27 protein-coding genes are annotated in these 25,614 nt (G+C 34.8%); 12 read left to right on the plus strand and 15 right to left on the minus strand.

What is annotated here, in order from left to right:
* Positions 1 to 36: 36 nt before the first annotated feature.
* Positions 37 to 687 (plus strand): YceI family protein, encoded by a 651-nt coding sequence (locus GGR42_RS12675; RefSeq protein WP_167964759.1) that lies wholly within the window; start codon positions 37 to 39, stop codon positions 685 to 687.
* Between the two features lie 748 nt (positions 688 to 1,435).
* Complete coding sequence (locus tag GGR42_RS12680; RefSeq protein ID WP_167964761.1) at positions 1,436 to 2,620, plus strand: LETM1-related biofilm-associated protein; 1,185 nt, start codon at positions 1,436 to 1,438, stop codon at positions 2,618 to 2,620.
* Between the two features lie 97 nt (positions 2,621 to 2,717).
* Here the strand turns inward: GGR42_RS12680 and GGR42_RS12685 are convergent, their stop codons facing one another.
* The 7 genes from GGR42_RS12685 to GGR42_RS12715 all read right to left on the minus strand — a co-directional run bounded on the left by GGR42_RS12685 (position 2,718) and on the right by GGR42_RS12715 (position 7,021).
* Positions 2,718 to 3,473 (minus strand): LytR/AlgR family response regulator transcription factor, encoded by a 756-nt coding sequence (locus tag GGR42_RS12685; protein ID WP_167964763.1) that lies wholly within the window; start codon positions 3,471 to 3,473, stop codon positions 2,718 to 2,720.
* 365 nt (positions 3,474 to 3,838) lie between these two features.
* Positions 3,839 to 4,117, minus strand: coding sequence for a 2TM domain-containing protein (locus GGR42_RS12690; RefSeq protein WP_167964765.1), 279 nt, complete (start codon positions 4,115 to 4,117; stop codon positions 3,839 to 3,841).
* A 12-nt stretch (positions 4,118 to 4,129) separates the two neighbouring features.
* Entirely contained in the window at positions 4,130 to 4,447 is a 318-nt protein-coding gene (locus tag GGR42_RS12695; protein ID WP_167964767.1) for a 2TM domain-containing protein, read from the minus strand.
* 10 nt (positions 4,448 to 4,457) lie between these two features.
* On the minus strand, positions 4,458 to 4,733 hold the full coding sequence (locus GGR42_RS12700; RefSeq protein WP_167964769.1) for a 2TM domain-containing protein: 276 nt from the start codon (positions 4,731 to 4,733) through the stop codon (positions 4,458 to 4,460).
* Between the two features lie 16 nt (positions 4,734 to 4,749).
* Positions 4,750 to 5,052 (minus strand): 2TM domain-containing protein, encoded by a 303-nt coding sequence (locus GGR42_RS12705; protein ID WP_167964771.1) that lies wholly within the window; start codon positions 5,050 to 5,052, stop codon positions 4,750 to 4,752.
* Between the two features lie 5 nt (positions 5,053 to 5,057).
* Complete coding sequence (locus GGR42_RS12710) at positions 5,058 to 6,389, minus strand: 2TM domain-containing protein (RefSeq protein ID WP_167964773.1); 1,332 nt, start codon at positions 6,387 to 6,389, stop codon at positions 5,058 to 5,060.
* 11 nt (positions 6,390 to 6,400) lie between these two features.
* Positions 6,401 to 7,021 (minus strand): hypothetical protein, encoded by a 621-nt coding sequence (locus tag GGR42_RS12715; protein ID WP_167964775.1) that lies wholly within the window; start codon positions 7,019 to 7,021, stop codon positions 6,401 to 6,403.
* A 349-nt stretch (positions 7,022 to 7,370) separates the two neighbouring features.
* Between GGR42_RS12715 and rluF the strand changes: the two genes are divergently transcribed.
* The 4 genes from rluF to GGR42_RS12735 all read left to right on the plus strand — a co-directional run bounded on the left by rluF (position 7,371) and on the right by GGR42_RS12735 (position 10,302).
* Positions 7,371 to 8,102: a 23S rRNA pseudouridine(2604) synthase RluF gene (gene rluF / locus GGR42_RS12720; protein WP_167964777.1), complete on the plus strand. Its 732-nt coding sequence runs from the start codon at positions 7,371 to 7,373 to the stop codon at positions 8,100 to 8,102.
* A gap of 2 nt (positions 8,103 to 8,104) precedes the next feature.
* Positions 8,105 to 8,707, plus strand: a complete 603-nt coding sequence (locus GGR42_RS12725) for an FMN-binding negative transcriptional regulator (RefSeq protein WP_167964779.1) — start codon at positions 8,105 to 8,107, stop codon at positions 8,705 to 8,707.
* A gap of 24 nt (positions 8,708 to 8,731) precedes the next feature.
* A complete protein-coding gene (locus tag GGR42_RS12730; protein ID WP_167964781.1) occupies positions 8,732 to 9,109 on the plus strand; it encodes a hypothetical protein in 378 nt (125 codons plus the stop codon).
* Positions 9,110 to 9,225: 116 nt separating this feature from the next.
* Complete coding sequence (locus GGR42_RS12735; RefSeq protein WP_167964783.1) at positions 9,226 to 10,302, plus strand: cellulase family glycosylhydrolase; 1,077 nt, start codon at positions 9,226 to 9,228, stop codon at positions 10,300 to 10,302.
* Positions 10,303 to 10,366: 64 nt separating this feature from the next.
* On the opposite strand, the gene GGR42_RS12740 is transcribed toward GGR42_RS12735, so the two are convergent.
* The gene (locus GGR42_RS12740; protein WP_245201470.1) at positions 10,367 to 12,070 is read right to left on the minus strand and encodes a PorP/SprF family type IX secretion system membrane protein; all 1,704 of its coding nucleotides are present in this window, start codon (positions 12,068 to 12,070) and stop codon (positions 10,367 to 10,369) included.
* A 370-nt stretch (positions 12,071 to 12,440) separates the two neighbouring features.
* Between GGR42_RS12740 and GGR42_RS12745 the strand changes: the two genes are divergently transcribed.
* Both GGR42_RS12745 and GGR42_RS12750 read left to right on the plus strand, forming a co-directional pair.
* Positions 12,441 to 14,807, plus strand: a complete 2,367-nt coding sequence (locus tag GGR42_RS12745; protein ID WP_167964785.1) for a TonB-dependent receptor — start codon at positions 12,441 to 12,443, stop codon at positions 14,805 to 14,807.
* 4 nt (positions 14,808 to 14,811) lie between these two features.
* Positions 14,812 to 15,654 carry a DUF4249 family protein gene (locus tag GGR42_RS12750; protein WP_167964787.1) on the plus strand — a complete coding sequence of 281 codons (843 nt, stop codon included), beginning with the start codon at positions 14,812 to 14,814 and terminating at the stop codon, positions 15,652 to 15,654.
* A 69-nt stretch (positions 15,655 to 15,723) separates the two neighbouring features.
* Here GGR42_RS12750 and GGR42_RS12755 read toward each other — a convergent pair whose 3' ends face one another.
* Entirely contained in the window at positions 15,724 to 17,886 is a 2,163-nt protein-coding gene (locus GGR42_RS12755; protein WP_167964789.1) for a TonB-dependent receptor, read from the minus strand.
* A gap of 236 nt (positions 17,887 to 18,122) precedes the next feature.
* On the opposite strand from GGR42_RS12755, the gene GGR42_RS12760 reads away from it, so the two are divergent.
* On the plus strand, positions 18,123 to 18,536 hold the full coding sequence (locus GGR42_RS12760) for a DUF2141 domain-containing protein (protein ID WP_167964791.1): 414 nt from the start codon (positions 18,123 to 18,125) through the stop codon (positions 18,534 to 18,536).
* Positions 18,537 to 18,612: 76 nt separating this feature from the next.
* On the opposite strand, the gene GGR42_RS12765 is transcribed toward GGR42_RS12760, so the two are convergent.
* Positions 18,613 to 19,092, minus strand: a complete 480-nt coding sequence (locus GGR42_RS12765; protein ID WP_167964793.1) for a Dps family protein — start codon at positions 19,090 to 19,092, stop codon at positions 18,613 to 18,615.
* Positions 19,093 to 19,198: 106 nt separating this feature from the next.
* On the opposite strand from GGR42_RS12765, the gene GGR42_RS12770 reads away from it, so the two are divergent.
* Positions 19,199 to 20,137 carry a LysR substrate-binding domain-containing protein gene (locus GGR42_RS12770; protein ID WP_167964795.1) on the plus strand — a complete coding sequence of 313 codons (939 nt, stop codon included), beginning with the start codon at positions 19,199 to 19,201 and terminating at the stop codon, positions 20,135 to 20,137.
* 1 nt (position 20,138) lies between these two features.
* Here the strand turns inward: GGR42_RS12770 and GGR42_RS12775 are convergent, their stop codons facing one another.
* Positions 20,139 to 20,564: a hypothetical protein gene (locus tag GGR42_RS12775; RefSeq protein ID WP_167964797.1), complete on the minus strand. Its 426-nt coding sequence runs from the start codon at positions 20,562 to 20,564 to the stop codon at positions 20,139 to 20,141.
* A gap of 96 nt (positions 20,565 to 20,660) precedes the next feature.
* On the minus strand, positions 20,661 to 20,858 hold the full coding sequence (locus tag GGR42_RS12780) for a hypothetical protein (protein ID WP_167964799.1): 198 nt from the start codon (positions 20,856 to 20,858) through the stop codon (positions 20,661 to 20,663).
* 136 nt (positions 20,859 to 20,994) lie between these two features.
* On the opposite strand from GGR42_RS12780, the gene GGR42_RS12785 reads away from it, so the two are divergent.
* Positions 20,995 to 22,278, plus strand: coding sequence for a D-alanyl-D-alanine carboxypeptidase (locus GGR42_RS12785; RefSeq protein ID WP_167964801.1), 1,284 nt, complete (start codon positions 20,995 to 20,997; stop codon positions 22,276 to 22,278).
* Here the strand turns inward: GGR42_RS12785 and nudK are convergent.
* The gene (gene nudK, locus GGR42_RS12790; protein WP_167964803.1) at positions 22,275 to 22,859 is read right to left on the minus strand and encodes a GDP-mannose pyrophosphatase NudK; all 585 of its coding nucleotides are present in this window, start codon (positions 22,857 to 22,859) and stop codon (positions 22,275 to 22,277) included. The two genes, GGR42_RS12785 and nudK, sit on opposite strands and share 4 nt — an antisense overlap.
* 142 nt (positions 22,860 to 23,001) lie before the next feature.
* Between nudK and GGR42_RS12795 the strand changes: the two genes are divergently transcribed.
* Complete coding sequence (locus GGR42_RS12795) at positions 23,002 to 24,576, plus strand: M81 family metallopeptidase (protein WP_167964805.1); 1,575 nt, start codon at positions 23,002 to 23,004, stop codon at positions 24,574 to 24,576.
* A gap of 23 nt (positions 24,577 to 24,599) precedes the next feature.
* Here the strand turns inward: GGR42_RS12795 and GGR42_RS12800 are convergent, their stop codons facing one another.
* Positions 24,600 to 24,767: a hypothetical protein gene (locus GGR42_RS12800; RefSeq protein ID WP_167964807.1), complete on the minus strand. Its 168-nt coding sequence runs from the start codon at positions 24,765 to 24,767 to the stop codon at positions 24,600 to 24,602.
* A 21-nt stretch (positions 24,768 to 24,788) separates the two neighbouring features.
* Entirely contained in the window at positions 24,789 to 25,589 is an 801-nt protein-coding gene (locus tag GGR42_RS12805; RefSeq protein ID WP_167964810.1) for a TIGR00266 family protein, read from the minus strand.
* Positions 25,590 to 25,614: the final 25 nt, after the last annotated feature.

Here is a 25,614-nt window from a genome sequence, read left to right on the forward strand (position 1 = left end):
ATTCTGTAACTTTAAACTCAATTAAAAACAATAGAAATGAGAAAATGGATATTTATTGAAATGTTGGTAGCCATGCTTATTGTAACATCTGGCTGCAAAGATTTTAAAAAAGGGGTTAAGGAAGGTTATGATGATGCCCAAAAGGAGGCAGAAAAAGAAGAAATGTATGTAATACAAGAAGATTCCACTGCTGTTAGTTTTACTGCCTACAAAACCACTAAAAAGTTACCTGTTGGTGGTAAATTCAATACCATCAATCTAAATAATGTACACTCAGGAAATACGATAACGGAAACTTTGGATGGTTTAAAGTTTTCAATTCCTGTAAGTAGCCTTTTTACCAATGATGCCACGGGGACACGTGACCCAAAAATTATTGAATTCTTTTTTGGAATGATGGCAGATACCGAACTTATAAGTGGCGTTTTAGTTTTTGATGAAAATAAAAAATGCACAGTAGACTTAAGTTTAAATGGTGTTACCGCTTCATTACCTATGGATTATGAACTCACAGAGGATAATCATGTGGTTTTAAATGGAACCTTAAATTTGGAGAAATGGAACGCCTTAGATGCCCTTGCATCTCTTAACAAAGCATGTGAAATTCTCCACACCGGTGAAGATGGTGTAAGCAAGACATGGAGTGATGTGGCTATTAATGCCTCAGTGTTACTGGAAAAGAAATAAACAAAGAGAATATAAATAGAATTAAAAAGAGAGCCGCTTTAAAAGTGGCTTTTTTTGTATTAGAAAATGTATTAGCGTAAATCTTTGGTCATATTAGAGTCGCTATTTTTTTAAGTTTTTCATTTCTTTTTGAAAGGCTCTTACACCCATAAAAAGTTTTGAAACCAGCATTAACATAATAAAAAACCAAGCAGTAAAAATATAAAGATCCATATCCATAGCAATATAATTGTGTAAAGAATAAATAACCATATGCTCATAAAGTAATTTTCATCGTTAGACAAGAACAACTTTTAACATTGTATAATCAAATATAATATTTTTGTAGTCCTTTTCGTACTTTTATTAAAGTTTTTTATTAACACGTCCCATTTTTTTATAATTGTTAATATAAATACCCTGTTCATGCAGATTTAAAGTCTTTATGACATGTTTATTAGGATTTTATAAAAAGTTAAAATGTTCAAAAGGTGTTAATTCCTACAAAATATCATCAAAACCCACCCCATATGATGCCTTTTTCAAAAACCCTATTCAAAAACAACAATCATTTATAAGAATATTTAATTAAGTTATTGCTGAATTGTATTACACCAAGTAGAATGACAAAAAGACAATGGTTGACGTTAATCAAATTCCAATTGTTTCGTAAGGACTGCCGTTCAATAAAAATTTAATGGTAAAAGCAGTTATTATCTAAGGAAAATAACTTAATTGTTCTAATTTTGTCTTTTAAAAATAAAAGCCCATGAACCCTTCGTCATCTGGTTGGATTGTAAAATTTGGGCATCTTGTAAGTGAAAACCCATTACCATACTCAACCTTCCACGAGCTATATGAAAACCTCAAAGAAATGGGGTTTGTATATGGAATAAATGTTGATTCTCCCAAATTTTTAATCTCTGAACATGAACTAACAGAAGATGAAAAGGCAAAAATAAACTTACTAACCGCTCTATACTATTGTTATAGATTTTCAAAAGGAGAAGTTGATTTTAATGAGTTCATAGATTGTGTATTTTCATTCTATCAAAAACTTGATATTACAAGTATCTCTTTTATTGACAAACTGTTGACAGGAAAAAAAACATCCGCTCAGCTGGAAAAACTAATAAGCTCCCGAATATATATTGAGGACAATGTAATTAGCAAAACCTTTAACAGTAACATAACCAACTCTTTTCTGTTTATGGACGTGCTGGTTTTTGAAAATTATTTAAAAGGGAAAAACAATATTATAGCTTATGCACAATACTTGGAACAGGTAACCATAAATCTAGCATACCATGCTCTTAATTCTAAAGAGACCAACGAAAAAGATAAAAAATTGGCTCACTTATTTGCATCCTCCTTATCATTTATTGATGGAATTAAGCAGGAGTTTGATGAAGGTTTTTTAGAAAAAATAGCCAAATATTCCTCACCAAAAGAAAGCATTTATTTTTTGGATATAGCCTGTCTTACGGTATGGGAAGATCAATCTCTGGATTTTAAGGAATCGCAGTTTATTTTTGATGTTGGAAACGACTTGGGATTTGATAAAAAAAACGTAAAAAAACACCTAGAAAATGTAGCCTCTTTTTTTGATAAAAACGCAGAACTTATACCCCATTTAAAGGACCATAATTTAGCCTTTCAATTTTATGATAGTATGGGCAAAATGGTTAAAAAATTAATCCTAAGAAATAGCAAACGTTTACAAAAGGAATTATCAGAAAGTAAAGAATTGGTTTCTCTTTTATCTAAATCTACTACAAAGGAATTAACTGCCCAGGAGAAGAAAAAAATACAAAATCAGTTATTGGATATTTTCAAAAGCATACCTTCCCTGGCCATTTTTATTTTACCGGGAGGAGCGGTTTTGTTACCAATTTTCATTAAATTGATACCCAAATTACTCCCATCGGCTTTTGATGACAACAGGGTGGAATAGATTATTTAAAATTAACCAAAAAAAACCACTATAAATTTTATTTATAGTGGTTTTTTATGACATCTTATGTTGTTGTTAACCAGTATTATGAATCATTTTATTGAAGCCATGACTTAAAGTCCTTCACTCGCTCCCTACTTACAATGATTTCTTGCCCATTAAACTTGTTCATTTTAATATTCAACCTAGAATTTGTGTAAGAAACTATATCCTGTATGTGGTTTATATTCACATAATGTTTTCTACTTACCCTGAAAAACATTTTAGGTGAGAGTTCCTCCTCCAAGTTTTCCAAAGTAGTGTCCAATAAATAATTTCTGCCATCTATAGTGGCGGCATAGGTTCCTTTATTTTCACTATAAAAACACTCCACATCATCTGCATTAATAATTTTTAAATGCTGCCCTACCCTAGTGGTAAATCTTTTTTTATACTCCCTCTCTATAGGGTTTCCCAGTAGCTTTTTTATATCATTAAAATCCAATGATATTTTTTGATTTGTTGGCATTCTATTTTGATACTTTTTCACAGCGCTTTCCAGCTCCTCCTCATCAATGGGTTTTAACAAATAATCAATGCTGTTTAACTTAAAAGCCTGTAGTGCATATTCATCATACGCCGTGGTAAAAATAATGGCACTATGCACCGGGATTTCCTCAAAAATTTCAAAGGACAATCCATCCGATAATTGAATATCCAAAAAAATTAAATCTGGGTGTTCATTGTTGCCAAACCATTCTATGGACTCTTCAACTGAGTGAAGCATCTTAAAAACCTCAACTCCCAATTCTCCCAATAAACGAGCCAAGCGCCTTGCAGCTGGTTTTTCATCTTCAATTATTAGTACATTCATTTTATTATTTCTTATCTTATTTATATCCTATTTTATAAGTTTTCCAACTTGTATAAAAAACAAAAGACCTATTTCCTTAAACAACTCACATTACATTCTCAATTTTCTTTGCCCATCAACTCTTTTATCCTTCTTTCTTCCCAATCATTAGAAAAGACAATATTTCTACCAAAACACTGCAATGAAATGAAATCCAATTCCCACTCCTCATAATAAGGCCGTGGCTAAATATCCATATCCCATTAACTTGCTTTACTTTTTTCTGCGCTTAAATAGCGTTCTTCTTCTAAATAATCTTGTTCCATAAGGTTGTACTTTGTTGATATACTATCTTGGAAAGAATTCCTTTAAATAAAAAATAGAAATTATAATGTATCTTTTTCCATTAGTTCTTTCATTTTACGTTCTTCCCAATCTTTTCCATATCCATATACCTTAATTGCATGGACAATAATACTGATTCCCATTCCCACAACAGGAAACCAAAACCACTTAAAGTCCCAATAGGTCATATAATTTATAAAAATCCATATTGGTATTAGGACGATATATGCTATAATATGGGTATAAAAACCCTTAACTTCCTTAACACGTTTTTTTGCCTTTGCATATCTTCTATTCTCCTCTGCGTTTTTAAAATCCATAACTTCTTATAATTAATTATTATCCTTTTCCATTAACTCTTTGATTTTTCTTTCTTCCCAACCTCTAAAGAAGTCTAGACGATCCTTAAACACATTTACCCCATGAAAAAACAAGCCTATGCCCCAAAAGAACCAGAGAGGAAACCCTGCAAAATTATCAAAGACATTGTGAAAAGTTTTTCCTAACAAAAAATCGTTGTCTATTTTTACAAAACCTATAATTAAATTCACCAAGACATAGGAAAACACATGCCAATAGAACCCGGATAGTTCTCTCACCTTCTTTTGAGCTTTTAAATATCTCTCTTCTTCGGAATAGTTCTTTTCCATTGTTTGTTTTTTAATAGTTGATGTTATCCTTATCCATATACTCCCGTATCTTACGCTCTTCCCAATTGGAATTATTACCCATAAGTACTAACCCATGAATTATAACACTTAAGATGCCACTCACCAAAGGGTACCAGAACCATTGATAGTCCCAGTATGTTTTATAGTTTATAAATAATAAAAAAGGCATAACCACGGCTATCACAAACGTATGGGTATAAAACCCTTTTAGAGCCGTCACTTTTTTCTTGGCCCTTAAATATTTTGCATTTTCTTTATTACCCATTGTTTCCATAATATTCTTAAAATTTATCCTTGTCCATGTACTCTTTAATTTTACGTTTTTCCCAATTTTTGGAAAAAACACCCTTAATGCCAAAAACACCAAACCAATGTCCTAATATACCTATGCCCCAAAAGAAAGCTGTTGCAAAATGTTCGTATCTAAAAAAACTATCGTTCTTGCCCAAACCCCTATAGATCATAATTAGGATAAAAATATTTACCGCCATATACCAAAATAAGTGCCAATAAAAACCTTTTAATTCCTTTACCCTTTTTTGAGCCCTTAAATAGCTCTCTTCTTCAAAATAATCTCTTTCCATAGCTGTTATAATTTACTGTTCCTATCCTTATCCATGTACTCTTTAATCTTACGCTCTTCCCAGTTAAGTCCATAGCCAAAAGTTTTATATGCCTGTATGGCCAGCCCTAATCCCCAACCTAACATAGGGTACCAAAACCATTGGTGTCCCCAATATGTTTTATAATTTATGAATATTAGAAATGGAATAACCAAACAATACGCCAATAAGCTACCGTAAAATTCTTTTAGATCATCTACGCGCTTTTTCGCCCGTATATATTTATTGCTGTCGTTTATATAGTCTGTTTTCATTTTTTTAATTTCTTGTGTTAATAAGGGTAGTTTTACCTTGAATACTTTATTATTATTTATTACCTCTACCTTTTTGGTTGTAATTAGGCTATAACGCTGGTTAATATTTTTTAACCCCACTTTAGTGCTTTTTTCAAAAGCTGTTTTAGGGCTTATGTTATTCTCTACTGCCAAATAACCATTCTCTTCAAAAATTCTAATCTTTAATGGATTATTGGATGTAATCGCATTATGCTTAACTGCATTTTCCAATAACAACTGCAAAGACAGAGGTACTATTTTCAACTCTGGACTACTTACTGTTTCTGGTATACTAAAATCTATACCATCCTCAAATCTCATTTTAAGAAGCTCCATATATGACTTGGCGAACCTTAATTCTTCTTCCAAGGAGATTAAATCCTTATCCTTTTGTTCCAAGACATATCTGTACACTTTTGACAGTTTAGTGGTAAACTTCTCCGCAGCTGGTGGATTTTCTCCTATCAAAGATGTCAACACATTTAAGCTATTGAACAAAAAATGAGGATCCAATTGATTTTTAAGAGACTCGAACTTTGCCGTTTCTGTTTTAGCTACAATTTGTGATTCTTTTACTTTGGTTTGCTGGTAGCGATTATAGAAATAAATAATATGACCTACAGCTACTATTGATAAGGTAATCCAAAGTCCAAATTGATAGTTTTTTATATTTTCTCCTTCTATAAATTCTTTAAATGTCTCTCCACCCAAAGTCATCCCAGTAAGCATGTTCAAAAAGAACAATCCCATTAATGTAAAAACAACCGATCCAACAATACCTACAAGTATTCTCTTAATTTGTTCCTTACGATTATGCTTCCATTTCCTTTTCTCTAAATAATCAAAATAAGCAATGTTAATATAGCCCAGGACAAATGAATACAATTGATTAAAACCAAAACTGATTAATGCATCATTTAAACTTTTAAATTGAAACCCTCCTCTATAGACACCACTGTCTATTACAAAAACTAGTGTGCCTATTCCAAAAAGGGTTAATATTTGTTTAACTGTCCCGCTCATTATTCTAATTATTATTTACAATTTGCCAATACTGTTTCTGCTCTTTCTTTTCCCCAACTTGGATAGAAAGGGGATTCTGGTTTAAAGTTAGCAAAAAGTTCCAAGGAGCGTTCTATGTCCTTACAGTAAGGTGTTGTATCCTGACCAAAATAACTTGCACTACCCATATCCCATTCTGCTTTATTTAAAACCACACGTGGATTATCTGGAGCCATTGCCAAAGCCTTGTTGTAAATAGCTACAATTTTTGGTGAAAGGGTCATTCCATACGTTGCTCCATCAGATGCTACCCATGCAGTATGTATCATGGCCTGTTGTACCATAATTTCAACATTATCTGGAGAAATCGCTTTGGCTATATCTATTGCCTCTTGTGCTTTTCCCAATAACTGGGCAAGCTTCTCTTTATCCTTTTCTGTAAAAGCAGCTACCGTATTTACTTGTGCCAAATAATAATTGGGTAACCAATTGTCCATTTCTGCCATAGCGATTCGCTCAAAAAGATTTGAAGCTTCCGTTGTTTTTCCTTCTCCCCAAAATTGAAATGCCTTTTCCATCCCCTTAGTGTATTGGTCTTGTGCACTCAGTAAGGTTACCACTAAAAGGAAAAATAATGTGATTGTTTTTTTCATGATTGTAAATTTTAATTGATTAATACAGGGCAAATATGGGGCAGCCTATTAGGGATAGGAAAAAAATAATTCTGAATTGTAGTAATTGGGGGATGGATTGTTAAAAAAGAAAATTACAACTTCAATAAAAAAACATAGTGTCCTATTGTTACATGTAAGAATGGTTCCTAAACCAACATTTATGATAAAATACTTAAGAAAAAATCTGCCGAAAATTATTTCAATATGAAAATCAAAGTTTAGATTTAGAACTCCAACATTAAGAATAATCATTAGCATTTCTATCCCTTCAAAATGACAAACCCAATCCATTATCGTAATATTGTTTTATTAAATAGGTTAATAGGCAATGGAAGAAAAAGCAACAAGAATTAACAAATACCTTAGTGAAGTAGGGTTCTGCTCTCGTAGAGCTGCCGACAAGCTTATAGAAAAAGGCAGGGTAACCATAAATGGTGTTGTCCCGGAAATGGGAACCAAAATTACCATTGGTGACGTTGTAAAAGTAGATGGTGAGCTAATTTCTACTCCAAAAGATGAATTTGTTTACATCGCTTTAAATAAACCTGTGGGCATTGTCTGCACAACGGATACGGGAGTGGAAAAGGATAATATCATTGATTTTATTGGTTATCCAAAACGTATTTTTCCTATTGGTAGATTGGACAAGCCTAGTGAAGGGCTCATTTTTTTAACCAATGATGGAGATATTGTAAATAAAATTCTTAGGGCACGTAATAACCACGAGAAAGAATATATTGTTACAGTAAACAAACCTATTACTAGTGACTTTATCCAAAAAATGAGTTCTGGTGTTCCAATTTTGGATACGGTCACTAGAAAGTGCCATGTAGAAATGCTTGATAAAAAAACATTTAAAATTATTCTAACACAAGGTCTAAATAGACAAATTCGCAGAATGTGCGAGTATCTCGATTATAGAGTTACCAAACTAAAGCGAGTTCGTATAATGAACGTTTCTTTGGATATGCCTGTTGGTAAATGGAGGAACTTAACAAAAGAGGAACTACAAGGAATTAATGAATTGGTAGAAACATCTTCTAAAACTCATACTGATTAGATATGTACATTCCACACTATTACAAAAATGAGAATATTAAAGAAGTTAAAGACTTTATCACAAAAAACAGTTTTGGTATTCTGGTAAACCAAGTGGATGGAAAACCTTGGGCAACACACATTCCTCTAGAATTGGATGTTGATTCCAAGGGGAATAATATTCTTGTCAGCCATATTGCCAAAGCCAATCCACAATGGAAAACTTTTGAAGAACAGAAAAAAGTTCTATGCATTTTTAATGGACCCCATAGTTATGTTTCTTCATCCTGGTATAAAGAAGAAGAAGTACCAACCTGGAACTATATTGCAGTTCACGTGTATGGTATTATACACATCCTTACCGAAGAAGAGGTATTGGCTTCTATGCATAAACTGGTCAATAAATATGAAAAAGCTTCTAAAAATCCCATTTCAATAGATAACCTATCCCCAAAAACAATGAAACAAATAAAAGGTGTGGTTGGTTTTAAGATTGCTATTACAGAAATCCAAGCGGCTTACAAACTATCACAAACCAGACCAGAGGACCATCCAAAAATCATAGAGAAACTAACAGAAACAGAGGATGTGGGTAGCCATGCCATTGCCAATTTATTAAAAAAATAAGTATCTTTAGTAAAACTCAAAATTATGTTACACAATAAATTTTGGCAAGGATTTTTCGCATTGGCACCCTTTATTTCTTTGTTTTTTATTCTTATTGGGTATTTTTTCTTTATGTATTCCATTTTTAACAATCTCCCAGAACTGGAAGAAGGTAGTCACCCACCAATGGAATTTTGGAGAGGCTTTGGAATATTTTTTATCATGATTTTTGCAATGATTTTTTTATCCTTGGGAAGTCTTATTTTTTATATTGTTCATGCCGTACAAAATCCCAATTTAAAGGAAAATAACATGGTTTTAGTCTGGGTATTGCTCTTTATTTTTGTGGGTGGTATTGGCCAACTTATCTATTGGATTGTCGAAATCATAAATAAAAGAAAGGAAACTTCCTTTTCTGATTGAGTATTGTTCAAAAATTAGAGAAATTCTTAATATCCTAGCAGCAATTGACATTTCTTAATTATTAAGAAAATACCAATTCGCATAACTTTGATGGTCGCAAACCAGCATACATCGTTATGAAACATATAACAACACCCTTAACTTTTTTAATCTGTTTTTTCCTTTTTATTGAATGTACTTCTACCAGTTCTACGATTTTGGAAGAACAAGCTGACCAACAAATTAAGGAAGCAAAAGAAATAGATAGTGAGACAGACAAAGAAACTATGCATATAGACGGAAGATTTTTATATACCATGGCTGGTGAGAAAGTAATTATTCGAGGGGTAAATGAGATGATGATTTGGTCCGATGACCAATCTGGTGAATCCATCCTGCCAGAAATAGCGAAGACAGGGGCCAATAGTGTTAGATTGGTGTGGCTCACTACAGGGGATTTAGTTGAGTTGGATAAGCTCATTGCCAATTCTATTCGAAACGGTATGATTCCCATGATAGAAATGCACGATGCTACTGGGGATTGGAGTAAACTTCCAACTGTTCTGGACTTTTGGTTGCAAGATGATGTTAAGGCCCTAGTGGATAAATATAAGAAATGGGTGTTGCTCAATATTGCCAACGAAGTAGGTCCCAATGGTGGTGATGAAATATTCTTGAGGAATTATAAAGATGCCATCACCAAACTCCGTGACAAAGGTTATAAGGTTCCCTTAATCATAGACTCATCGGATTGGGGAAAAGATGAAGGAATTATTGCCCGCAATTGGAAAGAACTTTTAAATTATGACCCTTTAAAAAACACAATGTTCTCTGTGCATACCTATTGGGTAGACAATAGTAAAATTAGAATGGACAACTTTTTAAACCTTGTTGTAAGCGATGGTATACCGTTTCTATTTGGGGAAGGCCCACAACCCAACGGATATGATTGCAATACCACTTTCCCCTATATTGATGGGATGAAACAATGCCAAGAAAAGGAAATTGGATGGTTAAGTTGGTCCTGGGGTACTGTAAACAATGGAGATTGTGAGCAGCCTAACGGAGAAAGCAAGTACAATATTACTTCTGATGGCCTATATGGCAACTGGAACAATGATTGGGGAAGACTCACAATGGTTGATGATGACAACAGTATTCAAAACACGTCTGTTAGGCCCAAGTCTCTATTAAATGATGCCAATACATTTTAGTACAAAACACCCTTCCTGAACCATACGAAGTCCAGGAAAGGATGAGATGTACGGCACAGTTCTATTAGTCCTCTATTTCCAATGTAGCCATTCCTTCGTAACGGCTATTGTCCACATGCATAATCCACATATCTTCAAAGTATTTTCCATGGAAATTGGACATAAAGGCATTTTCCGCCTCAACACTATTATCATAGTGTTCTAAATACACATAATTGAGGTCGTTTTCGGGGTTGGTAAAGTATTTTACGTCAAGTCCTTGCTCCTTAAGGGTGTTAACAAAATTCTCTAAATATTTTTTAGTGCCAAATACATTGGCTACAATATAATGTCCTTCACTAATTCCTGAAAGGTTTCTAAACTCACGGATTTTAATATCCTTTTCATAGGACTTCATGCCAACACCATCATTCTTAATGGCTGCAAGCTGCTTGTCAAGATTAAGTTTGGCTTCATCCAAAACAGCAAGTCCAGAATTTTCGTCTTTTACACTTTTATCATTATTAACGAAGTAGATTTGTTTTGCTTTCTCATCAATATCAGGACGTTCTCCTTTGGTCTCCCTTTGTACCATTCTCATAACAGACTCAAAACGATTTTCCAAGTCCATGTTCCTGCTAGATTCCAAAGAATCCATTCTAAGAATTAATTCATCTATTACTGCATAACTTTCGCTATTCTTTCTTTTTAACTTTTCTATTTCTTTTAACAATAGACTGTTGGAGGGCATATTTCCCTCTTTTTCCTCTGGGGCATAAGCCTCATCCTCTTCATCATCCCTGTTAACCATGTTTTCTGTTAGGTTGGGAACAAAAGAATAGGCTATGGATATTTCATGTGTAATACCAAGGTTGGTAATACTGTTAGAAAGTCCTTTTTCAAAATTATATCCAAACGAAAGTCTTCTATTTAGATTAAATCCTGTACCCGCTGAGACTCCATAATAACTATCATAACCTCCCTGTAACCATCCTAATTTGGGTAAATCCAATATAACTCCACCACCAAATATAAAACCTTCTTCACCCATCATTTTTGTTCGTACCAATGGAAGAACTCTTCCTTCTTCAAAAATACCACGGGTGTTCTTTAATTCATGTGTGTATTGTATATGACCGGAATACGTTTTTTCGTTGAATTCGGTTAGGGATTCCCCTGTTTTAAGGTTAAAATCAAAAAGATTTTCTGCAAACACACCAAAGTCGAACTTTCCATAAGAAATATTAATACCCGGTTGAAACGATAAAATAGAATTATCTTCTAAATCGTTCAATAACACATCCTCTTCAGCTGTGATCGCCCTGGTATTATCAAATCTACTACTATAGTATGGTATGTTTACACCAAAGGTCATGTTGCTTTTATCACTCAACTTAATACCATAGGCATAATTGGCCAATATACCAAAATTGGAAATAACCCCTTCTTGCTGGTTATAAAGACTGATTCCCAAACCGGTACGGTCATTTATCCTACCACTATAACTTAAAAAGTAATTTTGAATATTGTCTTGATAATACGCAGATTGACTCCTATGAAACATATTGATATAAGATTTGTCCTCTCGTACAGTAGAAAAAGTTGGGTTTATTAAAAACCTATTGAATTTAAGCAAATTCTGGAAAGGAACATCATAGGTTATATAAGGACTATCTTCTTGTGCGCTTACAAGATTAAAAGAAAGTGAGAGCATTATAAAGAAGGTACATGCCAATGTTGTACCAAGCTTAGGTGAGCTTGTCGAAAATGATACTTTATTACAAAACATAGCATACGTATTTTCTGCACTAAAAATATCTCCTCAATAGGAGGTTAGCCTATTGTTAAGGTGAAAACTAAAATATAAAGGGGTGTAGGAGTAATTTTTAGAGCATAGGTTAAACTTTTATTAGATTTGGGATTCTTACCGAAGTTATATCTTTTTTAGTTAAACAGCGCAATTTTTTCGATGAATTGCACTAAAAAATTATCAGAACATCGTAGACACAAAAAAACATATTATCATGTATAATACTGATTAATAGGTAATTAATTCCATTTTTCCTTTAAAGTAGTCCCCAACAATAAAAAGATTAATATTCATGTGCAACCCTATCCTTTTTGGGCTGTCTATAGTTAAACAATCAAAAAACAGTTACATGAAAAAAATCATTTTATTAATTCTATTTTCCACTTCCTTTCTAACGGCACAGGAAAGTTTTACGGTTAGTGGTACTATTGCCGACAAAATTAATGGAGAATCCCTATTTGGCACTTCAATTTATCTAAAAGACACCTCTATTGGTGGTATTAGCAATGAATATGGGTTTTATTCCATTACCGCTCCAAAAGGCACTTATACTTTGGTAGTTTCTTATATGGGCTATTCTGATTTTAGGCAAGAAATAACATTGGAGTCCAATATGAAACTAAATATAGAACTTCAAGAATTTTCTACCGAATTAAATGAAGTTGTTGTCACCGATGAGGAAAAGGAACGTGTTAACCTTAGAAAGGCAGAGGTAAGTGTCAACAAATTAAATATTAACACGGTAAAGCAAATGCCTGTGGTTTTGGGTGAAGTAGACGTTCTAAAATCATTACAAATGCTCCCAGGGGTTACCAATAATGGTGAAGGTTCAAGTGGATTTCATGTTCGTGGCGGTGCTGCAGACCAAAATTTGGTTCTTTTGGATGAAGCCATTATTTACAACTCCTCTCATATGCTTGGTTTCTTTTCTATTTTTAATGCAGATGCCATTAAAGACATGAAACTCTACAAAGGCGGTATTCCTGCCCGTTTTGGAGGTCGGGTTTCATCGGTTTTGGATATCCGACAAAAAGATGGAAACAATAAGAACTTTGCTATGACAGGTGGTCTTGGTCTAATCTCAAGCAGATTGGCAGCAGAAGGGCCTATGTTCAACAATAAAGGTTCTTTTTTAGTTGCAGGTAGAGCTTCTTATGTACACCATCTGTTAAAAGCTGCCGGGGAAGAAGATGCCGTAAGTTTTTATGATTTAAACCTAAAAAGCAACTACGGAATCAATGAAAACAACAGGTTATATTTATCTGGTTATTTTGGCAGGGATGCCTTTAATATTGGTAATAGTTTTAATAGTAGTTATGGCAATTTATCGGGTAATTTAAGATGGAACCATATTTTTAATGAACGTCTTTTCTCCAATCTGTCTCTTATCTATAGTAAATATGATTATGATTTAGGTCTAACATTTGCTGAATTCGATTGGATATCCGCCATAGAAAATTTCAATATAAAGTATGATCTAAAATACTATGTAAGCGACACATATAAATTAGACTTTGGGGTAAGCAGTATCTATTATGATTTTGACCCTGGTCAAATAAGGCCTACAACGGAAACGTCCGCTATTAATCCACTCTCTTTAGACCGAAAAAAGGCCTTGGAAAGTGGTGTCTACATAAACGCCGAGCATAAACTCACCAATAAGCTTACTGCCCAGTACGGGTTTAGGTACAGCACTTTTAGTAGATTGGGAGGTCAGGCCATGACGGATTATGCCAACGATCTGCCAGTTGTATACAATCCCTTTTTAGGGATTTATGAAAGGGGTGAGTCAATTGGTGAAACCAATTATGACAAGGGAAAAACTATCGCTAATTATGGGAATATAGAACCTAGGGCTTCTTTAGCATATCAATTAAATGATGATTCGTCATTAAAAGCGGGTTATTCTAGGGCGGCGCAATACATCCACTTACTTTCTAACACCTCCAGTGTAACCCCTCTAGATGTATGGACACCTAGTGGAAAATATATAAAGCCTCAATTATCCGATCAATACGCATTGGGATATTTTAGAAATTTCATGGGAGGCAAATATTCTTTGGAGTCCGAAATTTATTATAAAACTGTTGACAATAGAATTGATTACATTGATGGCTCCGACCTAATTGGAAACAATACTATTGAACAAGAGATTTTAAATGGTGAATCCAGATCTTATGGTTTAGAACTGTTACTTCGTAAAAATGAAGGGGACTTTACAGGTTGGATTGCCTATACCCTATCCAAATCTGAACAAAGAACTCCAGGAGGCAATGCTGGTGGACTCGGCATAAGTGATGGGGATTGGTATAACACATCATATGATAGAACACATGATTTATCCATAACAGGCGCTTATAAGTTAAACGATAAATGGAGTTTTGGCACCAATATGGTATTCCAAACAGGACGACCCGTAACCTACCCCAATGGACAGTATGAATATGAGGGGATTTCCGTTACCAGTTTTGCCCCTAGAAATTCTGACAGATTGCCGGCCTACCATAGATTGGACATTTCTGCCACTTATACTCCCAATAGAAAACCTCATAAGAGGATTCGGGGAGAATGGGTATTTGGAATATACAATATCTATAACCAGAAGAATGCTGCGTCCATTAGCTTTGGGCAAAATTTAGAAACTGGTGCAAATGAAGCAACGAGAACTGCCATTTTTGGAATAGTACCCTCTGCAACCTATAATTTTAAATTTTAATACAATGAAACAATATATAAGAATATCAATCCTGTTTTTAACCATAGCTCTTGCGAGCTGTACAGATGTAATAGATGTTGATGTGCAAAACGCCCCGGCCAGATTGGTAATTGAGGCATCTCTAGATTGGGAAAAAGGCACAGTAGGAAATAACCAGACTATCAAGCTGAGTACATCCACCCCATATTTTGATACAACCACAAATTCCATTGTGACCGGGGCCTCTGTTAAAGTAACCCATGATGCAGATGGCGCAGAATTCATATTTGCTGATCAAAATAATGGCAACTACACTAACGACACCTTTGTCCCAATTCTAGATGATTCCTATACTCTAGAAGTTATTTATAACGGTGATATTTACAGTGCTACGGAAAAATTAATGTCAGTTACAGATATCACGGACATAGTACAATCCAAAGACAAAGGTTTTGATGAGGAGGCAATTGAAATAAGCACCATTTTTACGGATCCTGAGGAGGAGGAAAATTATTATTTCTTTAAATTTCAAAGACAAGGAGATCTTTTACCGTATTTGGAGGTAGGTGATGATGAGTTTGTAAACGGTAATGAAATTGATTGGTGGTACGAGATTGAAGAAGATGAATATGAAAATATAGAACCATTGGCTCCTGGTGATGTGGTAGCTATTAATTTTTATGGTATTTCTGATGCATATTACAATTATATGTCCATACTTATAGAGCAAACTGAAAGTGATGGTCCGTTTAGTTCAACTCCTGTTGCATTAAAAGGAAACTGTATAAATCTAACAACTCCCGACAACTATGCAAATGGTTATTTTAGATTGTCCCAAGTGATAAGAACTTCTTATACTGTTCAATAATTCTATCTAAACTATTAAAGGGCTATTCCAATGTTATAGAATAGCCCTTTTTTATGAAATCAAGTTTCCCTAGAGGTTATCCAATTGATTGCTTTTACCATCCTTACTAATGGTCCAAAAGAACCCTACAAAAAAGAAACTGTCCGCAGTTGGAGTAATGGCCCTTCGGTCAAAATTTCCATTTGCGTTGGGTGTTCTGGAATATTGATATCCGTTGACATTGTTTAAGCCCAATACATTACTTACCGAGAAATACAATATTTTTTGGGGAGAAATTAAATAGGCCCAATTAACACTTAGGTTATTGTAAGCCTTGGTTTTTTCTGACATAAAAGACATAGTGTTTGGATTATCATATGATCTTCCTGAGCCATAATTGTATGACATCCCTACTTGAGATCGCAAATCATCTATCCAATACTTGGTCACTAAAGAGAAACTATGTTTGGGAGCAAAATTAGGGGTGGCCTTCTCTCTAAAATTTCTAAAATCACGTTCCGTATTCAAATAAGAATAAGAAACCCAATAGTCCAAATTTTTTATGTTCTTGTTATCTCTCCAGAATATATCCAATCCACTGGCGTAACCGCTACCATCATTGTTAAAATCAGAATTAAATTGAGCAAGTTCTGTATCATACTTTACTAGTTTATCATAATCTTTATAGTAAGCCTCCGCCCTAAATGTCTTTCCATCACCCACATGTTGATAATTTAAAATATAGTGCGATGTTTTCTCTGGACTTAAATCTTGGTCATATTTTAAATAGTCATTTAATGGATTTTGATAAAAATCGCCGTATGCCAATGAAAATTGTCCTTTTTCACTGCTCTTGTAGGCCAAAGAAACTCTAGGGGAAACCAAAAACTTATCCAGAACCGAGCTATGTTCTGCCCTAACGCCTAATTTCACTGCCAAATCGTTATTAAAGAAAATATCAGCCTCAGAGAATCCTGCAATTATTTGGTCATCAAAACCACTATCTAAAGTAAATCCATCCACATTTGTAAAAGTATCATCATAGTTGGTATTGAAGTATTCTGCGCCAAAATTTAAGTTAAACCTACTGTTAAAACTTTTGGTCAATGTAGCTTTTAGGTGTGATGCTGTTTCTTTGGAATTAACATCATCTTCCTCTATCCCAATATCGTTTGTATCGCTGGAAATACTGGCTCCTGTAAACATTGTCCAGTTGTTTTCAAAGAAGTGCTTGTAATTGGCATTAAAATAAATGTTGTTGTTTTTTAGATTAAAACGTACATAGTCATCATAATTGATATCCTCTTGCTCAATATCAAAATTGGAATGTGAAAATGCAGAATATAATTTAAACATACTACGTTCGCCCTTATTTCTGTATATGGCTTCCCCTGAAAAGGTTTCATATGGTTTGTTCCAGCGAGTTCCCCTGTTTGGTAGCACCAGTGCTTGGTAAGGTGCCAGATTTACATAGGATGTGTTAATGCTCAAAGATTCGTTTCCCCATATTTCTGTATGTCCTATACCACCACCAACTGACATTAAGGAAATATCTGTTTTTTCTTGATCAGGAACGTCTGTAGAGTTTAATAGCAGTACACTGGACAGAGCTTGTCCGTATTCTGCAGAATACCCTCCCGTACTAAATGTTATCCCTTTAAAAAGGAATGGGGAAAATCGGCCTCTTGTTGGTACATTATTGGCTGTAGGGCTAAAGGGCTGAAAAACACGAAGACCATCAATAAAAATTTGAGTCTCCCCTGCAGCTCCACCTCTTACGAAGAGACGTCCATCTTCATTTACCGTTGATGTTCCCGGTAAAGTTTGCAATGCCCCAATAAAATCCCCTGCAGCTCCAGCTGTAGTAACAATATCCAAAGGCTTTAATACAGAAACCTTTGAATTATCCCCAGCCTCAAAAGTTCCAGCGGTTAAAGTTACACCAGTTAAGGTATTCATGGCCTCAACCAATTGTATTTTTAAGTCCTTAAAGTAAGTAACCTCTCCCATTTCATAATGGGTTTCATAAGAAAGCATGGAAATGACCAATGTCTGGGAACCAGACTCAGAGGTTTCAAAAGTAAAATAACCATTCTCATCTGTGGAACTGCCGTCATAAGTACCCTCCAAGTAAACATTGGCCCCAACAATGGGTTCCTCTTTGTCATTGGTGACTGTTCCAGTTATGGAGTTCTGCCCAAATCCTATAAATGTAAGTAATAAAGTAAAAGTAAATAGTGTGATTTTTTTCATGACTGCTCGTTTTTGTTGATGGGACAAAATTGACGACAAAGCCATCATGATTCAATTAAGAAATACCGAACTGTTGTTTTTTTGGATTGAAATGAAACGGGGAAAGTGCCTATACAATTCAGGAAGTAAATTCAACAATTCGGCAATAGAGATTTCAAAAAACAAAGCTGCGTTTACATCTTTGTAGTGATATTAACCACATACTGAAATTAATTCAGCATTAAAAAGCAAACAAAATGAAAAAAGCACTATTTATTGTAGGATGTCTATTAACAAGTTTTATTTCTACTGCACAAGAAAATGTAAGCCTTACAGTGTCCATTGATAATGTACAAAGCAATGAGGGCAAAGTAATGGTTTCTCTTCACACAGCGGACACCTTTATGAAAGGCCCTGGTATTCAAAATGTGGAAAGTGTTATTGAGAATGGAAAAGTAACATTTACCATTGAAAACGTTGCTCCCGGAAACTATGCTATTATGGCTTTACATGATGCAAATGAAAACAGGAGAATGGATTTTGATGCTGCTGGAATGCCACAAGAACACTATGGAATGTCCAATAACCCCATGAGCTATGGACCTCCAACTTTTGAATCTGCAAAATTTGAAGTAACCAATACGGACATGGATCTAGAAATCCGTTTTTAAATGACATACATCAATCAAAAAATCAACAAAAAAGGCTTGCCATTTGGCAAGCCTTTTTTAATTACCCTAAACTAAATTAAATATCCTCTGCCAACCAGGCCTTCATCATCCAAACCGTTTTTTCCTGTTCCGTAATAAAATCGCTCATCATAGAATTGGTTCCCTCATCATTTGCTTCATCGGATAAACCTAAAATTCTTCTTTCGATCAATAACAATTCTTTAATGGAATCTACGATCAATCTAATGGCATTTTCATCTTGGCTAATTTTTTTCCCAACTGGAACTTTTGAATTTTCAATATAATCCTCGAACGTATGGTATGGTATTCCTCCTAAGGTAAGAATCCGTTCAGCTATCATATCCACCTTAATATTGGCATCTGTGTAAAGTTCTTCAAACTTAATATGTAAGTCAAAAAAACGTTTCCCTTTTATATTCCAATGTATGCCTCTTAAATTCTGATAATATCGTTGGAAGTTTGCCAACAATCCATTTAGTTCCCCACTTAATATGTGTGATTTTTCCGCACTTAATCCTATACTATTTAGTTTCATTATTTTATCTCTTTTGGTTTCATTATAAATTTAATGAATATAAATTCATATTTATCATAAATTTTATTGATAGTTTTTATACTTTTATCATCTAAAATTATTATTCATGACCATTACCCAATTACAATATGTGCTCTCTGTGGCCGAACACCAAAATTTTACTTTGGCTGCAGAAAAAAGCTATGTTACCCAACCTACATTAAGCATGCAAGTTCAAAAGCTTGAAGATGAATTGGACATATTGATTTTTGACCGTAGCAAAAAACCCATTAAGGTAACGGAGGTTGGAAAAAAAATAGTGGAACAGGCAAAAAATATTGTAAATGAAGCCAATCGTATAAAAGACATTGTTGATCAAGAAAAGGGGTTTATAGGCGGGGAATATATCCTTGGAATTATCCCAACGGTTATGCCCACACTCTTGCCCATGTTTCTAAAGACCTTTATAAATAAATACCCAAAAATTAATCTTATTATAAAAGAGCAAAGTACAGAAAGTCTCATACGAAATATACAAGATGGCCATATTGATGGCGCTATTGTTGCTACTCCTTTGGAAATTGAGTTTCTTAAGGAGAGACCTTTGTATTACGAACCTTTTGTAGGTTATGTTCCCAACAATCATAGATTAAAAGACGCCAAAATGCTCAATCCAGAAGATTTGGACATCAAGGATATTCTTTTATTAAGGGATGGCCATTGCTTTAGGGATGGGGTCATTAATTTGTGCAACACCCCAAAGAAACATGAGGATGAGCATTTTCAATTACAAAGCGGGAGTTTTGAGACTTTGATAAATTTAGCAAATGAAGGTTTGGGAATGACCTTAATACCCTACTTAAATACATTGGAACTAGATGAAAATAAAAAAAAGAACCTAAAACATTTTAACATTCCGTCACCGGCTCGGGAAATTAGTCTTATTTATCATAAAAATGAGCTTAAAATACAAATTACCGAGGCTTTGAGAGATGTTATTTCGGGAATAGTAAGGGGAGCTATTAAATTTCAGGATGTAAAAATTATAAGCCCTGTAGGGAAATAAACTAGTTTATTCTTTTATAACTATAAGAACAGCCTTCAATACATCCTACTCCGCTCATAATCATTTTTTTTGAGCTCAATTCTACGGTATACCTGTTTTCATGTTGTTGATCCAAATACTCATATTTTAGTAGTAAAACAGTACCATAAAATTCCTGGTCCTCAATAGAATAAATTCCTCCACTTATTCCACTGGGCTTTTTGGAATCATATTCAGTATATGAACCATCCATAAGAAAAATGAATTCATTACCATTTTCCACCATAGACCAATCCACAGGATAACCAGGGCTCACCCTTGTAGCTTCAAGCTTCCATTTTCCCAACAAATTAGTTTTGGAAAGCTCTATTTCATTATCAATGACCTGGCCATTTTCTTTCTCACAGCTAACCCAAAGAAGAAAAATAAATAGGGATAGATACCTCATAATTTAACAAGTGTATATATTATAAGATATTAAAATGATAAATGGTTGCTTGTCTTAAATAAAAAAACCGCTTTTAAAAAAAGCGGTTTTAAATTTTCATGCCTTCAAATAAATTAGGCTCTGTTTAAGTTCTGGTTTATCATTTATAAAATGTTGTAACCAAACTTTTAGTTCTTCAATCTCATTGGGTAATAATCTAGAAATTGCTTTTTTTAGTTCTTTACTGAATAATTTAGCATCAAAACTAACTTTTTGGAGTACAGTTTTGGTGTATTCTAGCATAGCTCTCGCCATATCCATATGATTTAAATTGATTAGGTTGTTGCCTCTAATTTAACTAAAAAAGATTAAAACTATTGCTTGGCTTTAGTTAAAAATTGGATAAATTCTTGTTAAATTCGTTTTACAAAAATTAAAACTCACTGTTTCTGTGCAATTTACGAGAAATCTACTTTTTACATTACTTGGTTTGTTGCTCTTACAAGGATGTGCCTCTTCCAAAAAGAGTAGGGTAATAAAAAAAAACATTGGCCTTAGGTTGAATTCCAGTTTTTTTGAAAATTCTTTTACAGGAGTTATTCTTTTTGATCCCTTGACTAAAGACACAATTTTTCAGCACAATTCCAATAAATATTTTACACCGGCCAGCAACACCAAAATTTTCACATTGTATGCTTCTTTAAAATTATTACCAGATAGCATCCCTTCATTAAAATATTTAGTTAAGAACGATACAATATATGCAGAAGGTACTGGAGATCCTTCTTTACTTCATTCTTCTTATAACGACAGTTCTTCTATTAAGTTTTTAAAACAGTATAAAAACATTGCCTTTCATTTCAATAATTATGAAGAAGAAAAATATGGACCAGGATGGGCATGGGAAGATTACGACCTTTATTTTTCGCCTGAAAGAAATAGTTTCCCCATCTACGGAAATGTTGTGACTATTTTTAAAAATGATTCATTACATGTAATTCCTAGTTATTTTAGAAATAAGGTAGGGGAGCTAAAACAACCAAAAAATAGAAAAGCCTTTAACAACAGCTTCTTTTTTGAACCATCAAGAGAAGATACCTTGGAAGTACCCTTTATTATTGATTCCTTACATACAAAAGAATTATTGGAGGAGGTACTACAAAAGAAAGTATCTGTAATAAATAGAATGCCCGAGGGGGGAAAGAAAACACTATATAGTATTTCTTCCGATTCTCTTTACAAAAGAATGATGCACCAAAGCGATAACTTCATTGCAGAGCAATTGTTGGTACTTGGTTCTTCTACCTTATCAGATACATTAACTAGTTCAAAAAGCATAGAACATATTTTGGAAAATGAACTATTAAATCTAAAACAGCAACCAAGATGGGTAGATGGTTCAGGGCTTTCCAGATACAATTTATTTACCCCAGAATCCATTTTAGATATTTTAAACCAGCTTTATTCGAATGTCCCCAAAGAAAGATTATACTCAATTTTTCCATCTGGTGGAGATGAAGGCACAATGAAAGATTGGTACAATGGAATCCATGGCCCGTATATCTATGCAAAATCTGGGTCGTTGGGGAACAACTATTGTCTAAGTGGTTATTTATTGACCAACTCTGGAAAAACCCTAATTTTTAGCTTTATGAACAATCATTTCAGAAAGCCAACTACGGAAGTTAAAATCCGCATGCAATCTATTTTTGAACACATTAGGGACACCTACTAGGAAAGTAGATTATTTATTTGTGCATATTGCAACAACATAATAGTTTTTGAATCTTTAATTTCTCCTGTTTTTATCATCCCCACGGCTTCATTAAAAGACATTTCCAAAACCTCTATGTTTTCACTTTCGTCATCGGCACCGCCACCCTCGCTAACTTTCATTTTTTCCTCATAGGCCCCAATAAAAAAGTAAAGGATTTCCGTGACAGAACCGGGTGACATATAAGATTCCATTACTTTTTCAACCTGATTTATTTTATATCCTGTCTCTTCCTCCACTTCCTTTTTTATACAGTCTTCTGGGTGGTCCCCATCCAAAAGTCCGGCACAGGCTTCTATCATCATCCCTGTTTCATTCCCATTTACATATGTTGGCATGCGAAACTGTCTTGTTAAAACCACTGTTCCCTTTTTCTTGTTGTACAAAAGAATGGCTGCGCCATTACCCCTATCATAGGCTTCTCGTTGTTGGGTCTCCCATGTGCCATCCTCTTTTTGATAATCAAAAGTGATTTTATTCAGCGTGTACCAATTATCTGACAACAACTCTTTTGTAATGTTCTTTACTTTTCCGTTTTTCAAAATATCCAGCTATAGATGAAAACCAAAGGTATGGGTTTATGTCTGTATCCCCTCATTTAAAAAACTGTACATTGCTTAGATATGGTTATATTTATTCTTCCATAAAAGAATACCATTATTGATATCCAATCAAAGTTGACCTATGAAACTAGTACCATATATAGCGCTTATTCTTTTTTTAACTATAAGCTGTAAGCAACAGCCTAAACCTAGTAGCGAATCAGAGAAGGAACTTCCTAGAATTGCCATTGCAGGCCTTGGTATTGAATCCAGCACCTTCTCCCCTGCCCAAAGTACCGAAGAAGCTTTTCATGCAAAAACAGGCGACTCTATTTTTTCCAGATATCCCTTTCTAGCAATGGATTCTGTAAATCGTAATCGGGCAGAATGGGTGCCCTTGTTAGTGGGCAAATCATTACCGGGAGGCATTGTCACTCGAGAAGCCTATGAGTCCTTAGTGGGTAAAACCCTAAAAATGCTTGCTGAAAATGGTCCATATGATGGGGTCTTTTTTGACATTCATGGAGCTATGAGTGTTGTTGATCTGGATGACCCAGAAGGGGATTTTATTTCCAGAATTCGTAAAGAAATTGGTACAGAAACATTAATATCGACATCCATGGATCTTCATGGCAATGTTTCTGAAAGACTGGCTCAACATACAGACTTAATTACATGTTATCGCATGGCCCCCCATGAGGATGCCATAGAATCAAAAAAGCGAGCTGTTGACAACCTATTGGAGCGACTTGAAAATGGAAAAGGAAAACCAAGATATAAAGCGTGGATTCCCGTTCCAATTTTATTGCCGGGTGAAAAGACCAGCACACGTATAGAACCGGGAAAAAGCTTGTATACCCAAATTCCTTCCGTTACACATCAAGAAGGTGTTATAGATGCTGCCATTTGGATTGGCTATGCGTGGGCAGATGAACCACGCAACCATGCTGTGGTAATGGTCACAGGTGATAATCAAAAACAAGTGACTGAGGGTGCAGAAAAACTAGCACAAAGTTTCTGGGATGTACGTTCCCAATTTGAATTTGTGGCTCCAACAGCAACGTTAAAAGAAAGTTTGGATATGGCCATATCCAGTGATCAAAAACCATATATGATCAGTGATATGGGTGATAACCCAACAGCTGGTGGAGCCGGTGATGTTACTTGGACACTTCAGGAAATATTGGCAAGACCAGAGTTTAAATTAGAAAACGGCCCTTCCCTTATCTATGCATCAATCCCTGGACCGGAATTTATTGAAGAAGCTATTAAAGTGGGTGTGGGTGAAAAAATATCCGCAATGGCCGGTGCCGCAATCGACCATCGTTTTGCTCCCCCTTTACAATTAACAGGAACTATCACTGCCATAGAACATGGCGATGTACATGCTGAAACCGAAGTGGTGGTAAAAATTGGAAGTATTTCTGTCATTGTCACCAAAAAACGTAAACCATATCACCGAGAAATCGACTTTGCCCGACTTGGTCTCCATCCTCGTGAAAGCGATATTGTAGTGGTAAAAATTGGGTATCTGGTACCCGAATTATATGAAATGCGTGGGGATTGGATTATGGCATTAACCCCAGGCGGGGTAGACCAAGATTTGGAACGTTTGGGCTATAAGCGCATCAAAAGACCTATGTTTCCATTAGACAAGAACATGACAAATCCTGATCTTTCCGCACGATTGATGAAAGCATCAAATGGGTCGCAGTAGTTATTTGTTAGGAAAACCTAACACTACTTTGCACATGTTTTAGTTTTTGCAGCCTCTTTTGGCAATAAAATATTCATTGTTGCTGCTACGATTAAAATCATGAACATTGTTTTGCTACCCGTCACAATACTATTCGCTATTATTATTGAAGCCCATAGTATGGCTGTAATTGTTTTATTCCTTGCTGTCATAATATATAAATTAAAAGCTTATTAAAATCTGTTATCTCCATCCAATAGGTCTCCCAGTCCCCCCAAAATACTACCTTCTCCTTTATCTTTTCCTCCTCCTTTTGGAGCTGCTGCCCATACCCTACTTGCCAATCTACTAAAAGGCAAAGATTGGATATAAACCGTTCCCGGACCTCTTAAGGTAGCAAAAAACAATCCTTCACCGCCAAAAACAGTATTCCTTATTCCCCCTATAAACTCAATATTATAATCTACCGTTTGGGAAAATCCTACAATACATCCTGTATCTACTTTTAAAACCTCACCAGGTCCAAGTACTTTTTTGGCCATGGTACCCCCTGCATGCACAAAAGCCAAGCCATCACCTTCCAGTTTTTGCATAATAAAACCTTCTCCCCCAAAAAATCCTCTTCCCAGTCTTTTGGAAAATTCTATACCAACGGAAACTCCTTTGGCAGCACATAAGAAAGCATCTTTTTGGCAGATGAACTTTCCTCCTTTTTCGGAAAGATCGATGGGGACAATTTTACCTGGATAGGGCGAAGCAAAACTCACTTGCTTTTTCCCTTGGCCAACATTAAGGAACGAGGTCATAAAAAGACTTTCCCCTGTCAAGACCCTTTTTCCTGCGGAAAAAATCTTGCCCAATACACTATTGTCCTGATTGGATCCATCCCCAAAAATAGTGTTCATCTGTATATCCGTATCCATCATCATAAAGGTACCGGCCTCGGCAACAACAGCTTCTTGGGGATCTAGTTCTATCTCCACATACTGCATTTCTTCGCCGTAAATTTCGTAGTCTATTTCGTGTGCATTCATATATTCGTTCTTTGATCTATTTTAA

Source organism: Saonia flava, assembly GCF_011927795.1.
Classification (GTDB): Bacteria; Bacteroidota; Bacteroidia; order Flavobacteriales; family Flavobacteriaceae; genus Saonia; species Saonia flava.

Excerpts from the sequence above, each read along its gene's own strand:
- GGR42_RS12675 (WP_167964759.1), top strand. The coding sequence starts at position 37 with ATGAGAAAATGGATATTTATTGAAATGTTGGTAGCCATGCTTATTGTA.
- GGR42_RS12680 (WP_167964761.1), top strand. The coding sequence starts at position 1,436 with ATGAACCCTTCGTCATCTGGTTGGATTGTAAAATTTGGGCATCTTGTA.
- GGR42_RS12685 (WP_167964763.1), bottom strand. The coding sequence starts at position 3,473 with ATGAATGTACTAATAATTGAAGATGAAAAACCAGCTGCAAGGCGCTTG.
- GGR42_RS12690 (WP_167964765.1), bottom strand. The coding sequence starts at position 4,117 with ATGGATTTTAAAAACGCAGAGGAGAATAGAAGATATGCAAAGGCAAAA.
- GGR42_RS12695 (WP_167964767.1), bottom strand. The coding sequence starts at position 4,447 with ATGGAAAAGAACTATTCCGAAGAAGAGAGATATTTAAAAGCTCAAAAG.
- GGR42_RS12700 (WP_167964769.1), bottom strand. The coding sequence starts at position 4,733 with ATGGGTAATAAAGAAAATGCAAAATATTTAAGGGCCAAGAAAAAAGTG.
- GGR42_RS12705 (WP_167964771.1), bottom strand. The coding sequence starts at position 5,052 with ATGGAAAGAGATTATTTTGAAGAAGAGAGCTATTTAAGGGCTCAAAAA.
- GGR42_RS12710 (WP_167964773.1), bottom strand. The coding sequence starts at position 6,389 with ATGAGCGGGACAGTTAAACAAATATTAACCCTTTTTGGAATAGGCACA.
- GGR42_RS12715 (WP_167964775.1), bottom strand. The coding sequence starts at position 7,021 with ATGAAAAAAACAATCACATTATTTTTCCTTTTAGTGGTAACCTTACTG.
- rluF (WP_167964777.1), top strand. The coding sequence starts at position 7,371 with ATGGAAGAAAAAGCAACAAGAATTAACAAATACCTTAGTGAAGTAGGG.
- GGR42_RS12725 (WP_167964779.1), top strand. The coding sequence starts at position 8,105 with ATGTACATTCCACACTATTACAAAAATGAGAATATTAAAGAAGTTAAA.
- GGR42_RS12730 (WP_167964781.1), top strand. The coding sequence starts at position 8,732 with ATGTTACACAATAAATTTTGGCAAGGATTTTTCGCATTGGCACCCTTT.
- GGR42_RS12735 (WP_167964783.1), top strand. The coding sequence starts at position 9,226 with ATGAAACATATAACAACACCCTTAACTTTTTTAATCTGTTTTTTCCTT.
- GGR42_RS12740 (WP_245201470.1), bottom strand. The coding sequence starts at position 12,070 with ATGTTTTGTAATAAAGTATCATTTTCGACAAGCTCACCTAAGCTTGGT.
- GGR42_RS12745 (WP_167964785.1), top strand. The coding sequence starts at position 12,441 with ATGAAAAAAATCATTTTATTAATTCTATTTTCCACTTCCTTTCTAACG.
- GGR42_RS12750 (WP_167964787.1), top strand. The coding sequence starts at position 14,812 with ATGAAACAATATATAAGAATATCAATCCTGTTTTTAACCATAGCTCTT.
- GGR42_RS12755 (WP_167964789.1), bottom strand. The coding sequence starts at position 17,886 with ATGAAAAAAATCACACTATTTACTTTTACTTTATTACTTACATTTATA.
- GGR42_RS12760 (WP_167964791.1), top strand. The coding sequence starts at position 18,123 with ATGAAAAAAGCACTATTTATTGTAGGATGTCTATTAACAAGTTTTATT.
- GGR42_RS12765 (WP_167964793.1), bottom strand. The coding sequence starts at position 19,092 with ATGAAACTAAATAGTATAGGATTAAGTGCGGAAAAATCACACATATTA.
- GGR42_RS12770 (WP_167964795.1), top strand. The coding sequence starts at position 19,199 with ATGACCATTACCCAATTACAATATGTGCTCTCTGTGGCCGAACACCAA.
- GGR42_RS12775 (WP_167964797.1), bottom strand. The coding sequence starts at position 20,564 with ATGAGGTATCTATCCCTATTTATTTTTCTTCTTTGGGTTAGCTGTGAG.
- GGR42_RS12780 (WP_167964799.1), bottom strand. The coding sequence starts at position 20,858 with ATGGCGAGAGCTATGCTAGAATACACCAAAACTGTACTCCAAAAAGTT.
- GGR42_RS12795 (WP_167964805.1), top strand. The coding sequence starts at position 23,002 with ATGAAACTAGTACCATATATAGCGCTTATTCTTTTTTTAACTATAAGC.
- GGR42_RS12800 (WP_167964807.1), bottom strand. The coding sequence starts at position 24,767 with ATGACAGCAAGGAATAAAACAATTACAGCCATACTATGGGCTTCAATA.
- GGR42_RS12805 (WP_167964810.1), bottom strand. The coding sequence starts at position 25,589 with ATGAATGCACACGAAATAGACTACGAAATTTACGGCGAAGAAATGCAG.